Origin of the sequence: Tardiphaga sp. (assembly GCF_044340795.1) — a bacterium.
Lineage (GTDB): Bacteria > Pseudomonadota > Alphaproteobacteria > Rhizobiales > Xanthobacteraceae > Tardiphaga.
The window spans coordinates 1-13,474 of the sequence record NZ_JBIISY010000168.1; the positions used below are offsets into that span (position 1 = coordinate 1).

A 13,474-nucleotide genomic window follows, 5' to 3' on the forward strand; every position below is an offset into this window, starting at 1 on the left:
AAGCCAGCAGCCAATCACCGATGAGCGCAGCAGCGTCGCCCAGTAGCGCGGCAGGTCGGTCCATACGGCCCAGATCGTGCGCAGGTTGATCTTGGCCGCATGGCCGCGCAGCGCCAGGCGCTCCTCCATGGTCAGCAGGATTTCGCTGATGCCGAACAGGCCGATGACGGCGACGAGGAAGTTGATGCCACGCAAGAGATCCGGCGATCCGAAGGTCATGCGCAGATTGCCGGACACCGTATCCATGCCTATGCCTGCGATCAAGAGGCCGAGCGACATGGAGATGACCGTCTTGTGCTTGGCTTCGCGGCCGAGACCGACGAAGGAGCAGAAGGTCAGCAGATAGACCGCGAAGAATTCAGGCGGCCCAAATTTGAGCGCAAAGGTCGAGATCATCGGCGCCAGGAAGGTGATCAGCATCACGGCGACCAGCGAGCCGATAAAGGACGACGTGAAGGCCGCCGTCAGCGCTTCGGCCGCCCTGCCCTGTTGGGCCATGGGATAGCCGTCGAATGTCGTCGCCACCGACCACGCTTCGCCGGGGATGTTGAACAGGATCGAGGTGATGGCGCCGCCGAACAGCGCGCCCCAATAGATGCAGGACAGCATCACGATGGCCGATGTCGGATCCATCGAGAAGGTCAGCGGCAGCAGGATGGCGACGCCGTTGGGCCCGCCAAGGCCCGGCAACACGCCGACGAAGATGCCGAGCACGAGGCCGAACATCATCAGTGCCAGAATTTTCCAGGTGAGCAGGACGGAAAAACCGTGCAGCAGGAGACCAAATGCTTCCATGTCGGCCTCCTTATCGTCCCAAGGCCCGCTCGAGCGGACCTTTCGGCATGATGACGTCGAACGCGACATCGAAGGTCACGAACATGAGGCCGGTGAAGACGATCGCAGTGACCAGCGATTTCCACCAGGCGATCTTGCCGACGAAGCGCATGAAGCCGGAGATCAGCACGAAACTGGCGACGTAGATGCCGAGAAACTGGGTGGCGAGGCAGAACGCCGCCGTTGGCACGAAGACCAGCATCACGCGGCGCAGTTGCGCGCGTGTTACGAACGTTTCTGTCTTCGCATCACTGGAAAACAGCGCTGCAATCAGGCCGTACAGGCTGGCGCCGCCGAGAATCACCGACAGATAGAAAGGAAAGTAGCCAGGCTGCGGACCTGTCGAATCCCATTCGATGCCGGTCTGCCAGTTGTCATAGGCAAGCAGCGCAGCAAGCCCCAGCAGCAGCAGCGAAACGAGAATCTCGATGGTGCGGCGGCTGACGACGGATGGCGATGCGTCGTCGGGCGCGGTGGGGTCTTCGACGACGATTTCGAGATCGGTGTTGGACATGAGCAAGCTTCTATCAATCGAGAGAGGCACACGAGCCGTGCGCCACAGAAGCATGTCATCGCCCGCGAAAGCGGGTGATCCAGTAGACGCCAATGCCAGTGTGATCCAACAGCGCCGGTGTCTACTGGATGCCCCGCTTTTGCGGGGCATGACAGGCGGCGTTACTTCGCGACGAATCCCGCTTCGGTCATCAGCGACTTGTTCAACGCGTCATCCTCTTCGAGGAACTTGGTCATCGCCTCGCCCTTGAGGAACACAGGCTTCAGCGCCTGCTTCTCCATGTAGTCCTTGTATTCGGGCGTCTTCGTTACCTTCTCCGCCAGATCGACATAATAGGCCTGCTGCTCCTTGGTGACCTTGCCGGGCAGGAAGAGCGCGCGCAGCATCAGATACTGCACGTCGAGCCCCTCTTCCTTGCAGGTCGGGACATCGTTCCACGACTGCGTCTCGGTGACCTTGGCCTGGTAGGAGATGCGCTCCTTGTCAAACACGCAGAGTGCCCGCACCTGGCCTGCGCGCCAGACTTCGAGATTTTCGGATGGATTGTTGACGTTGGCTTCGGTGTGCTCGCCGACGAGCTGTGTCGCTGCTTCGCCACCCGACTTGTAGGGCAGATAAGAGAACTTGGCGCCGGTCTTCTTCTCCATGAACACCGTGAGCACGTGGTCCTCACGCTTCGAGCCGGTGCCGCCCATCTTGAAGGGCGAGCCAGACGCCTTCGCTGCCTCGACGAATTCCTTCACCGTCTTCGGACCCTTGGCATTGTCCCACAACACGAACTGATCCATCGCCACCACGGAGACCGGCGTGAGGTCACGCCAGTTGAACGGGATTTTGGCGGACAACGGCAGCATGTAGATCAGCGAATAGGCGATCAGCACCTTGCTCGGATCGCCGTCGCTGGACTTCATGTAGATCAGCGCCTCGCCGCCGGAGGCCGCGCCCTTCAGCGACACCACCACCGGCACCTTGGCGAGATTGTTCTTCTGGATGGCGGCCTGCATCATGCGCGCCATCTGGTCCGACGCGCCGCCGGCGCCGGCAGCGACCACGATTTCGATGGGCTTTGTGGGCTCCCACGCATGCGCGGGCGAGACAATGGGGGTAGCAGCCAGCATGGCCGCAAGCGCGGCTGTGGCGCCGATCAACTTGGACATTTGTTTCTTCCCTATGACCCCAAGCGAGCTTTTGGGCGCCCGCCTCTTTTGGTTGGTTCTATTCTGAGGGGTATTTTCGGTGACATCAAGCGCGCAAGATGCATGAGCGGCGCGACTTTGGTCATGGGTCGAAACAAAAAGGGCCGCCCAATGGACGGCCCCTTGCGTGTTATCTGGTCGTCTTACTTCCCCTGCCAGTTAGGCTTGCGCTTGTTGAGGAACGCATCCATGCCCTCGCGAAAGTCCTCGCTCATATAGGCCTTGAGGACGAGATCCTGGCCCTCGTCGCGCGTCAGCGTCTTGCGCAGGCGGCGCACGGCTTCCTTGGTGACTTCGAGGGTGATCGGCGCATGGCTCGCCACCAGCTGCGCGAGTTCGAGCGCGCGGCGCTGCAGCGTCTCCACATCGGGCACGATCTCGTTGATGAGCCCGAGCGCCAGCGCCTCCTCGGCCTCGATCAGACGCGCGGTAAAGATCATGTCCTTGGTCCGCGCGGGGCCGACCAGTGACATCACCCGGCTGATATTGGACATCGACAGGCAGTTGCCGAGGGTGCGGGCAATGGGAAAGCCCATGCGCGTGGCCGCGGTGCCGATGCGCAGGTCGCAGCAGGCCGCGATACCGGCGCCGCCGCCGGTGCAGGCGCCGGCAATGGCGGCTATGGTCGGCACGCGACAGGTTTCCAGTGCTGTGAGCACGCGGTCAATCCGCGCTTCGTAGTCCAGCGCATCCTGCGCCGTCTTGAATTCGCGGAACTGGGAGATGTCGGTGCCCGAGGCAAAGGCCTTGTCACCGGTACCGGTGAGGATGATCGCCTTGATCGAGCGATCGTCATTGGCCGCCGTGCAGATTTCCGCCATCCGCTCATACATGGAGAACAGCATGGCATTGCGCGCCTGCGGGCGGTTGAAGGTGATCTTGGCGATGCCGTTCTCGACGGAATAGAGCAGGTTTTCGCTGGCAGGCGCGGTCATGAGCGATCTCTCTTGGCAGCCGGAATGAAAAGGGGCTGGCGCGATTATGCGCCAGCCCCTGTGAGATTGTTAGGCCGCCGCAGCACAGGCGGCATGCAGCGTCAGGCGCTCGCCGCCTTGGTCATCGGGACGACGCCCTTGCCGGTGAGCACATCCATCGCCGCCATCACGCCGCCAGCGCGATGCGGCACCTTGGCGAGTTCGAGGCCCATTTCGACACCGGCCAGCGTGCCCATCAGCATCAGGTCGTTGAAATGGCCGATATGGCCGATGCGGAAGATCTTGCCCTTCCACTTGTTGAGGCCGGTGCCGAGTGACATGTCGAAATTCTCCAGCACCACCTTGCGGAATGCGTCGGCGTCATGGCCCTCCGGCATCAGGACAGCCGTCAGCGCCGGCGAGTGATCCTGCTGGCGGACGGGAACGGTCTCGAGGCCCCAGGCCTTCACAGCCGCGCGCGCGGCGGCGCCGTGGCGCTTGTGGCGGGCGAACACGTTGTCGAGCCCCTCTTCCTCCAGCATCGCCACTGCTTCCTTCAGCGCGTAGAGCAGGTTGGTGGCGGGCGTGTAGGGCCAGGAACCGAGCTTGTTGGCGGTGATGATCTCCTGCCAGTCCCAATAGGACCGGACCGACTGGTTGGCCTTGGAGGCCTCCAGGGCCTTCTCCGAGACAGCATTGAAGCCGAGGCCCGGCGGCAGCATCAGGCCCTTCTGCGAGCCTGCCACGGAGACGTCGATGCCCCAGGCATCGTGTTCATATTCCAGCGAGCCGAGGCCCGAGACGGTGTCAACCATCAGCAACGCCGGATGGCTTACACGGTCGAGGATCTTTCGCACATCCAGCGGATAGGTGACGCAGCCGGTGGATGTTTCGTTGTGGACGATCATCACGGCCTTGATGGCATGCGCCTTGTCAGCCGCGAGACGCTTCTCGATTTCAGTGAGATCCGCACCATGACGCCAGTCGCCCGGCACGAAATCGATGTCGAGCTTGAAGCGCTCGGCGAGATTGCGCCACAGGGTGGCGAACTGGCCGGTCTCGGCCATCAGCACCTTGTCGCCCGGCGACAGCGTGTTGACGATAGCCGCCTCCCAGGCACCGGTGCCCGACGACGGATAGATCATCACCGGCTGCTTGGTGCGGAACACACGCTGCATGGCAGCGAGGATATGCAGGCCGAGTTCAGCGAACTCCGGACCGCGATGGTCCAGCGTTGGCATGTCCATGGCCCGCAGCACCCGATCGGGCACATTGGTAGGGCCTGGGATCTGCAGAAAATGCCTTCCGGTATGTACGGTCATAGTGACGCTCTCCCCGAGATTTTCCTGATGCAATGCCCGTGAATTCACCTGTGAAGGACTTCGTCCCGGGGATTGGTATACATTATGCCAGACGTTCGTTCGAGTCCGTTTTGGCGGCGAAGGCAGGATTCCGATTCCGCAACGCACCAATCATCCGATTGATGAAGCTACGTTACTTCCGCTTGCCGGATCGCCTCTCCCTTGCCAAGGCCGGACCTCGATGCAAAGACAAACTTTCGTAACATGAGACTCAGGCGATGGCGACAAAGCAGGCCGTGACGACTCGTAGTTCGGCGGCCGACAGTGCATTGGCCGCCAGACTTGCCGCTGCAACCACGGGCGACGTTTTCTTCGACGCCTTCAATCGCGGCCGTTACGCCACCGATGCCTCGTTCTACCAGATCATGCCGTTTGGCGTGGTCGTGCCCCGCACCATCGACGAAGCGCTGCGCGCCATGGCGATCTGCCGCGATGACGGGCGCGTGGTTACGCCGCGCGGCGGCGGCACCTCGCAATGCGGGCAGACGGTGAATGAAGGCATCGTCATCGACCTGTCGAAGCATCTCAACAAGCTTATTTCAGTCGACGTCGAGAACCGCACCTGCATCGTCGAGCCCGGCATCGTGCTCGACGATCTCAACCGGCAGCTGAAGAAACACGGGCTATGGTTTCCGGTCGATGTGTCCACCGCATCGCGCGCGACCATCGGCGGCATGGCCGGCAACAATAGCTGCGGTGGCCGCTCCTTGCGCTACGGCACCATGCGCGACAACACCATCGCCATGGATGCGGCACTGGTCGATGGCACGCAGCTTCATTTCGGCGAGATCGACCCGAACGACGACGCCCCTGCCCTGTTCCGCGAGATGCTCGCGCTCGGCGAACGCGAGGCGCAGGAGATCGCCGCGCGTTTCCCGCAACTGCAGCGCCGCGTTGGTGGCTACAATCTCGATGCGCTGGTGCCGCGCAACACGCCGAACAATCTCGCGCATCTGCTCGTCGGCTCCGAAGGCACCCTCGCCTTCACCACGCAGGTCGAGCTCAAGCTGTGGCCGTTGATCGGCAACAAGGCGCTCGGCGTCTGCCATTTCGGCAGCTTCTATGAGGCGATGGATGCCACCCAGCATCTCGTGAAACTGAAGCCGATCGCCGTCGAACTGGTCGATCGCACTATGATCGCGCTCGGCCGCGACATCGCCATGTTCCAGCCGATCATCAAGAGCGCCGTGCGCGGCGATCCCGATGCACTGCTGATCGTCGAATTCGCCGAAGCGGATGCCGCCGCCAACGCCGCCAAGCTGAAGGAGCTCGGCGCCCTGATGGGCGATCTCGGCTTTGGCTGGGACAATCCGCAGCGCAAATGGGGAGGGGTGGTCGAGGTCACCGAACCCGCGCTGCAGTCCGGCATCGCGGAATTCCGTGCGGCTGGCCTCAATGTCATGATGTCGATGAAGCAGGAGGGCAAGCCGGTCTCCTTCATCGAGGACTGCGCGGTGCCGCTGCCACATCTCGCGGACTACACCGAGCGCCTGCTCGGCGTGTTCGCGAAGCACGGCACCTCCGGCACCATGTATGCGCATGCCTCCGAAGGCTGCCTGCATGTGCGCCCGGTGCTGAACCTGAAGCTCGACAAGGACGTCAAGGCGATGCGCGCCATCGCCGAAGAGGCGTTCGACATGGTGCGCGAATACAAGGGCTCGCATTCCGGCGAACATGGCGATGGCCTTGTCCGCTCGGAATTCCATGCGGAGATGTTCGGCGAGCGGATCATCGCTGATTTCACCGAAGTGAAGGATCGCTTCGATCCCGGCCGCATTCTCAATCCCGGCAAGATCGTCGATCCGCCGAAGATGGATGACCGTTCGCTGTTCCGCTACACGCCGGACTATCGCATCGGCGAGTTGAAGACCGAACTCGACTGGTCCGCTTATCCCGGCGCTGGTGGCGGTTTCCAGGGCGCGGTCGAGATGTGCAACAACAATGGCACGTGTCGAAAGCTGGAGGGTGGCGTGATGTGCCCGTCCTATCGCGCCACCCGCAACGAGAAGGACGTGACGCGCGGCCGCGCCAACACGCTGCGTCTCGCCATCTCCGGCCAGCTCGGCCCTGATGCGTTGACCTCCGACGAAATGGCAGAGACGATGAAACTCTGCGTCTCCTGCAAGGCCTGCCGCCACGAATGCCCCACCGGCGTCGACATGGCGAAGATGAAGATCGAGGTGCTGGCCGCGCGCGCAGCCAAGCACGGGCTCACGCTGCGCGACCGTCTCGTCGGCTATCTGCCGCGCTATGCGCCCTTTGCCGCCAAACTCGCGCCGCTGATGAACCTGCGCAACGATCACCCGGTGCTGCGCCACCTCGTCGAGCGCGTCACCGGCATCAGCGCCAAACGCAGCCTGCCTGCATGGCGGAGCGATGTATTCGCGCCCGATGTCACTGTCTACGGTCCTACCGATGGCCCTGAAGTCGTGCTGTTCGCCGATACCTTCAATCGCGCCTATGAACGCGAGAATCTCGACGATGCGCTGCGCGTGCTCGTTGCAGGCGGTTACCGTGTGCATCTGCCAAAACCCGTGGACGGAAGCCAACGCGCCCTGTGCTGCGGTCGCACCTTCCTCTCCGCCGGTCTCGTCGATCAGGCGCGCGCCGAACTGGATCGCCTCGTTGCGACCTATGCGCCCTTCGCCGCCCGCGGCGTGCCTATTGTCGGCCTGGAGCCGAGCTGTCTCCTCACGCTGCGCGACGAATTGCTGTCGCTGCGCAAGGACGACACGGCGAAGAATGTCAGCGCGCATGCGCTGCTGTTCGAGGAATTCCTCGTTCGCGAAGCCGAAGCAGGCCGGCTGCAATTGCCGCTCAAGCCCATCGCACCGAAAGCGATGGTGCATGGCCATTGCCACCAGAAGTCCTTCGGTGCTCTGAAGCCTGTGGAGAAAGCCCTGCGCCTGATCCCGGACCTCAAGGTCGAAACCATCGAGTCGAGTTGCTGCGGCATGGCCGGCGCCTTCGGCTATGGCGCAGATACCTACCAGGCATCGATCGCGATGGCCGAAGCCTCGCTGCTGCCTGCCGTCCGCAAGGCGGAGGCTTCTACGCTGATCGTCGCCGACGGCACGTCATGCCGCCATCAGATCGCCGATGGAACACCACGCGAGGCCCTGCACGTCGCGCGCGTGCTGGCGATGAGCCTCGACAATGCCACACCGAACACGCACTCTTCCGCATCACATTAAGGAAATACCCATGCCCGATCTCTCGCTCGATGTTGCCCGCAAGATTCTCGACGCTGCGCTCGCCAAGGTCATCGAGATGAAGCTGAAGCCGATGGCCATCACGGTGCTCGATGCGCGCGGCTGCGTGAAGGCATCCATCGCGCAGGACGGCACCAGCCTGATGCGTGGCGAAGTTGCCCATGGCAAGGCCTATGGTGCGCTGGCCATGGGCCTCGGCTCGCGCGCGCTGTTCAAGCGCGCCGAGGAACAGCCCTTCTTCATCGATGCCGTCAACACCATGGCGCGTGGCGCGCTCATTCCCGTGCCCGGCGGCGTGCTGATTCAGGATCAGTCCGGCGGCCTGCTCGGCGCCATCGGCATTTCCGGCGACACGTCGGACAATGACGAGATCGCCTGCGTCGCCGGCATCGAAGCCGCCGGCCTCAAGGCATCGACTGGCTAGGACGTCAGCGTGTTGGCCCGGCCACCGCACATCCCGCCCGACGACAGCGCGCTGCAACCGCTGATCGACCGCATCGGCGCGGATCACGTCACGAAGCGGCTGGAGATCGAGACCCATCGCGATCACCAGTTGTTCGGCCAGGGCCGTTTGTTCTTCAATCTGGAGAACTGGCTGACCGCACCATTGATTGTCCGCCCTGGACTGAAGCTCCTCGGGCTCTATGGTCGCGCGCGGCGCGAGGCCGATCATGTGATCGTGCGCGAGAATGTGGTGACCTCGCCTCACCTGCCCGCGGCGTTCGATGGCTTCACGATCCTGCATATCAGCGATCTCCACGTCGATCTGAGCGAACAGGCGTTGAAGCATCTGATCTCCTTTGTCGGCGATCTCAGCTACGACATCTGTGTGCTCACGGGCGACTACCGCGGCAAGACCTTTGGTCCCTATCAGCGCTCCATCGACGGTGTCGGTGAACTCCGCGCAAAGCTTCGCGATCCCATCTTTGGCGTCCTCGGCAATCACGATACCATCCGCCTCACGCCTGCGCTCGAGGCCATGGGCATCCGCATGATGTTCAACGAAGTCGAGACGATCACCCGCGGCGAGGACACCATCTATCTCGCCGGCGTGGACGATCCGCATTTCTATCTCGCCGATGACATCCCGAAAGTTGCTGCGGAGATCCCGCGGGACGCATTTTCGATCCTGCTGTCACACACGCCCGAGACCTACAAGGAGGCCGCCGAGCACGGCTTCGACTTCATGCTGAGCGGCCATACTCATGGCGGCCAGCTCTGCCTGCCCGGCGGCTATGCCATCAAGCTGGAAGCCGTATTGCCGCGCCACATGGGCAATGGCGCGTGGCGCCACGAGAACCTTGCCGGCTACACGTCGGTCGGCGTCGGCACGAGCTTGCTGCCCGTCCGCCTGAACTGCCCGCCCGAAGTGACCTTGCACCGGCTCACGCGCGCGGCGTGACCGGCTATTTGCCCGGCCAGACCGGCTTGCGTTTTTCCGCAAAGGCCTTGAGGCCCTCTTTCGCATCTTCCGTCATCGCGAGAATTGCGATCTGGCTTTCCAGATAGGCGATGCTCTCGTCGAACGACATCGCCGCAATCGCGCGCATGGCGTATTTCCCGCGGCGGATCGCCGTCGGTGACTTGTCGGTGATGCGCGCGATCAGCCATTCAACCTTGGCATCGAGTTCAGCCGCCGGCACGATGTGATTCAGCAGGCCGGCATCCTGCGCGGTGCGCGCATCGAACGGCTCGCCGGTGATACACCATTCATCGACCAGGCGTCGCGGCGCGATGGATTGCAGCAGCGCCAGCACCTGCATCGGGAATACGCCGACCTTCACTTCCGGCAGACCGAAGATCGCCGTGTCGGCTGCGACCGCCATGTCGGTCATGCACAGCAATCCCATGCCGCCCGCCATGCAGACACCATTGATGCGGGCGATGGCAGGCTTGGTGGCGTTCTGGGACAGCCGCATCAGATCGGCGAGATCGCCATTCGGCTTTGAGAAATCCTGTGCGAAGGCCGAGCCTGAATTGGCGAGATCCGCGCCGGCGCAAAACGCCTTCTCGCCCGCACCGGTCAGCACGATGGCGCGCACCTCCGCATCGTCATGCGCCTGGCGATAGCCATCGGCGATGCCGGCGATGACGTCGGCATTCATCGCGTTGCGCTTCTCGGGACGGTTGATGGTGATCCAGAGTGCTGCGCCCTTCTTCTCGAGGATCACGGTGTCATTGGCCATCGGATATGCTCGCTCTGTCGGCTGTGGTTCACCCGGTATAGCCAATCAGATGCGGCGCGCCAAACCCAGGGCGTCGCCTTCCCGGTTCTCCGAATCCACCGCGCGCTTGTAGCCGTCGCGCTCGCGCAGCCGATGCCAGTAGGCGGTTGCATTCGGGCCGATCTGTGGAGCGAGACCGACACGCTCCGCCAGCAGCAGCGCATAGCCGACTGAAATATCAGCTGCGGTGAAGCGGCCAGCGCAGATGAATTCCTGCGTGCCCATCATCGCCTCGATGACGCGGAGCCGTGCCAGGAACCATTTCGAATAGTCCTCGGCCACCTGCGGGCTGCGACGCTCTTCCGGCTCGAAGCGCGAATAGCGCAGCACGATGGCCTGCGGGAATGTCAGCGTCGCCTCGCCGAAATGGAGCCAGTTCAGGAACGCCCCGTAATCCGGCTCATCGGCCCCGACCGCCAATGGCGTCGGGCCATACCGCGTCACCAGATATTGCGCGATCGCTGCCGACTCCGTCATCCGCGTGTCCCCGTCAAGCATCAGCGGAATGGTGCCGAGCGGGTTGATGCCCAGATATTCCTTCTGGTGAACGCGCGGCGGGAATGGCAGCATCTTGAGCTCATAGCTGAGCCCGAGCTCTTCCAGCGTCCACAGCGGGCGGAACGAACGCGCGCGGGCGCAATGATAGAGCGTGATCATCCGATGAGCCTCCCGGGAATTGCCAGGGCGATTGCCGCCGCTTGCCTGCCATTGGAGGCACCGAAGAGGCTTCGTCAAGGGTATCGGCTACATGGTCTCGGCAAAGCGATTGCGGCCCCCGCGGTCGATCACGCCCATCACCACGCGTGCATCGCCGAGGCTGACCACCACAATGTCCCGCGTGGGCTGCCTCGCCAGCGGTTGTGCATCCTCGATGACCAGCAAACCGCCGGGATCGTGCGTGGCAATATGCCCCGGCCGATGCCAGAGCTGCTCACGGGCTTCGGCATAGTCCTCCACTGTCTCCAGGGTGAAGACAAGCTGGTCGAGGCTCACTGCGTAGCCAAGTCGCGCGAAGTGTTCGACGATGCTGCTGTCAGAGAAAATCACCAGGTCGCGCGCGCTGCTGGTGCGCTTTGGCTTGCGTCTGGTCAGGCCGGATACTTTGGTGACCAGATTCCAGTAAAGCCCCATTATCCACCCCTTCCCGCCCAGAATACACGACGGATAAGTAGCTACTTAGGGTAGATAAAGGTCTTTTGATACCCCTATATTCCAATCTATGGATTATATTGATCCTACTTGCTCTCCTTTTGAGGCCTGTCAGACCAGGTTGTCTGCTGCGGGCGGTCGGTCGAGCCCTGCTGACGTTCCTCCGGTGACACCAGCGCTGCTTCCGAAAAGGCAGCCAGAAGGCCGCCCTTGGGCACGGCATTGATGCCTGTGGGCTCGCTCAGCCGGACTTTGCCGAAGTGATCCTTCAGCTTCGCCATCGGGGTTTCGAGGAAATAGTAAGACAGCGTCGACAGACCGATGGTGATGGCAAAAGCGAGCGCCACCATCAGGATCGGCGCCTCGGCGCCATCCAGGGCGGCGTCATTGATGCCAAGATAGAACAGCACCGGCAGGTGGAACACATACATGGCGTAGGACATCTGCCCGAGCCCGCGCAGCAGCCGGATCGACAGGATCGCCGTCATAACGCGCTTCAGGACGCCGCGATCGAACACCATGGTGGCAACGAAGGAGACGCTCACCATGGCATAGGCGATCAGCGCGATGGTCCAGTAGATCGGCTGCGATGTGATGATGCCGAGATTACGCCCCTGCCGGTCGAGCGTCAGGATCACCAGCGCGCCCAGGAACAGCGCGAGGCAGCGCCAGCCGCGCAGCGGCTTGTTGTCGAATTCACGCAGCGCCAGCCAGCCACCGAGCGACAGCGACAGCATGCGGGTGAACAGCGACATATAGACCGCGTCGCCAGCCTCGCGCGGATCGTGATTGAGGAAGATCACCGCCATGACGAGACCGCTGGCGATGGCCAGTAACGGCACCACGACGCCGGTCACCCGATTGAGCCAGCGCGGCGGCACCAGCAGGATCAAGAGCGGCCAGAAGAAATAGAACTGTTCCTCCACCGACAGCGACCAGGTGTGCTCGAGCGGGTTCGGCACGGGATGCAGCGGGTGATAGAAATTGAACGTGTAGGTGAAAAGGCTGATCGTATCCGCCGTTCTGAAATTGAAGATGAACAGGCAGGCGATGACGGTGAGGTAGTAGACCGGGAAGATGCGCAGCGCGCGGCGGATGTAGAAATCCTTGAACGAGATGCGGCCGGTCTTGGCGCGTTCGCGCAGCAGCAGGCGGGTGATGAAGAAGCCGGACATCACGAAGAAGATGTCGAGCGCCACATAGCCGACCCGCGACAGCTGGTTCACATGCCAGATCGCGTTATAGATGCTGCTTTCCAGCACTTGCGGGCAGTGACTGAAAATCACCACCACCACGCCGATCCCGCGAAAACCGTCGAAAGCCGGAAATTTCTCCAGCTTTTTGCCTGCGGTCGCACTTTCCGACATCACCGATTCCCCGTTTTGGTTCGGGAATACCCAGCGCGCAGCCATCAGGGGTAAAGAGCATTTACATGTCTACCACCACAGGCAGAAAGTCCGCTCTTAACGTGAATGCGTGGTTACGCGACGCCATCGAGGCTGATGGCAGCAACGTGTCGCCCTGCGCGAAGCGAGCGGTTACCCGGCATTAAGCATCCTGCGCGACGCTGGGAACGATCGAATTCGACTCAACTTGTTTCGACAAGTGTGAGGGGGACGGTGATGACCCAGATCGAACATCTTCGCGAACAGGCCCAACGCGCCGAACGGCTCGCCCGCAATGTGCTGGACGCCGTGACCGTCGCCCGGCTGCTCGAAGCATCGGAAGACTATCGGCAGCAGGCCGATCGCCTCGAACAACGCGCCCGCTGCGGGACCATGGCGCAGGAGCCGATGCAGCCGATCTCAGCGTCACGGAAGATCGACTGAGACAGGACGCTTCGATCCTGCATCGTCCCGGCCTCGCAGGCGCCATCATCTGTACCGTTCAGCTTTCGGATCGAGTGGAATGCCGCGCTCTTCGAGTATCGCGATGACCTTCCGGTAGCGACGCTGTGTCTCCCAGTTCAGATGCTTTGGGTCGGGCCGGAACAGCGAGGATTGGAACGTGGTCCCCAGATCGTCGACAGCCGTCGGATCAGCCCCCCGTTCCAGCAAACGCACGACACT

The 13,474-nt window shown here is 62.4% G+C and carries 14 protein-coding genes; 4 read left to right on the top strand and 10 right to left on the bottom strand.

Annotated features, from left to right (window positions below):
- The 5 genes from ACIQ17_RS22915 to ACIQ17_RS22935 all read right to left on the bottom strand — a co-directional run.
- A partial coding sequence (locus ACIQ17_RS22915; RefSeq protein ID WP_398471473.1) for a tripartite tricarboxylate transporter permease occupies positions 1-795 on the bottom strand: 795 nt, incomplete at its 3' end.
- Between the two features lie 10 nt (positions 796-805).
- Positions 806-1,348 (bottom strand): tripartite tricarboxylate transporter TctB family protein, encoded by a 543-nt coding sequence (locus ACIQ17_RS22920; protein ID WP_398471474.1) that lies wholly within the window; start codon positions 1,346-1,348, stop codon positions 806-808.
- Between the two features lie 161 nt (positions 1,349-1,509).
- Positions 1,510-2,505 carry a tripartite tricarboxylate transporter substrate binding protein gene (locus ACIQ17_RS22925; RefSeq protein ID WP_398471475.1) on the bottom strand — a complete coding sequence of 332 codons (996 nt, stop codon included), beginning with the start codon at positions 2,503-2,505 and terminating at the stop codon, positions 1,510-1,512.
- Between the two features lie 182 nt (positions 2,506-2,687).
- Positions 2,688-3,479, bottom strand: coding sequence for an enoyl-CoA hydratase/isomerase family protein (locus ACIQ17_RS22930; RefSeq protein ID WP_398471476.1), 792 nt, complete (start codon positions 3,477-3,479; stop codon positions 2,688-2,690).
- Positions 3,480-3,580: 101 nt separating this feature from the next.
- Positions 3,581-4,780, bottom strand: a complete 1,200-nt coding sequence (locus tag ACIQ17_RS22935) for a pyridoxal-phosphate-dependent aminotransferase family protein (RefSeq protein ID WP_398471477.1) — start codon at positions 4,778-4,780, stop codon at positions 3,581-3,583.
- Between the two features lie 257 nt (positions 4,781-5,037).
- Between ACIQ17_RS22935 and ACIQ17_RS22940 the strand changes: the two genes are divergently transcribed.
- The 3 genes from ACIQ17_RS22940 to ACIQ17_RS22950 are packed head-to-tail and all read left to right on the top strand — an operon-like array spanning position 5,038 to position 9,433.
- Complete coding sequence (locus ACIQ17_RS22940) at positions 5,038-8,013, top strand: FAD-binding and (Fe-S)-binding domain-containing protein (protein ID WP_398471479.1); 2,976 nt, start codon at positions 5,038-5,040, stop codon at positions 8,011-8,013.
- A 10-nt stretch (positions 8,014-8,023) separates the two neighbouring features.
- Positions 8,024-8,455 carry a heme-binding protein gene (locus tag ACIQ17_RS22945; RefSeq protein ID WP_398471480.1) on the top strand — a complete coding sequence of 144 codons (432 nt, stop codon included), beginning with the start codon at positions 8,024-8,026 and terminating at the stop codon, positions 8,453-8,455.
- A 9-nt stretch (positions 8,456-8,464) separates the two neighbouring features.
- Positions 8,465-9,433: a metallophosphoesterase gene (locus ACIQ17_RS22950; RefSeq protein WP_398471482.1), complete on the top strand. Its 969-nt coding sequence runs from the start codon at positions 8,465-8,467 to the stop codon at positions 9,431-9,433.
- 4 nt (positions 9,434-9,437) lie between these two features.
- Here the strand turns inward: ACIQ17_RS22950 and ACIQ17_RS22955 are convergent, their stop codons facing one another.
- The 4 genes from ACIQ17_RS22955 to ACIQ17_RS22970 form a co-directional block, all read right to left on the bottom strand.
- Positions 9,438-10,217 carry an enoyl-CoA hydratase/isomerase family protein gene (locus tag ACIQ17_RS22955; RefSeq protein WP_398471483.1) on the bottom strand — a complete coding sequence of 260 codons (780 nt, stop codon included), beginning with the start codon at positions 10,215-10,217 and terminating at the stop codon, positions 9,438-9,440.
- A gap of 45 nt (positions 10,218-10,262) precedes the next feature.
- Entirely contained in the window at positions 10,263-10,913 is a 651-nt protein-coding gene (locus ACIQ17_RS22960; protein ID WP_398471485.1) for a glutathione S-transferase family protein, read from the bottom strand.
- Between the two features lie 87 nt (positions 10,914-11,000).
- The gene (locus ACIQ17_RS22965; protein ID WP_398471486.1) at positions 11,001-11,387 is read right to left on the bottom strand and encodes a hypothetical protein; all 387 of its coding nucleotides are present in this window, start codon (positions 11,385-11,387) and stop codon (positions 11,001-11,003) included.
- A 104-nt stretch (positions 11,388-11,491) separates the two neighbouring features.
- Positions 11,492-12,772 carry an acyltransferase family protein gene (locus ACIQ17_RS22970; RefSeq protein ID WP_398471487.1) on the bottom strand — a complete coding sequence of 427 codons (1,281 nt, stop codon included), beginning with the start codon at positions 12,770-12,772 and terminating at the stop codon, positions 11,492-11,494.
- A 255-nt stretch (positions 12,773-13,027) separates the two neighbouring features.
- On the opposite strand from ACIQ17_RS22970, the gene ACIQ17_RS22975 reads away from it, so the two are divergent.
- Positions 13,028-13,234 (top strand): hypothetical protein, encoded by a 207-nt coding sequence (locus ACIQ17_RS22975; RefSeq protein WP_398471488.1) that lies wholly within the window; start codon positions 13,028-13,030, stop codon positions 13,232-13,234.
- 45 nt (positions 13,235-13,279) lie between these two features.
- On the opposite strand, the gene ACIQ17_RS22980 is transcribed toward ACIQ17_RS22975, so the two are convergent.
- Positions 13,280-13,474: hypothetical protein (locus ACIQ17_RS22980; protein WP_398471489.1), on the bottom strand; the 195-nt coding region annotated here is incomplete at its 5' end.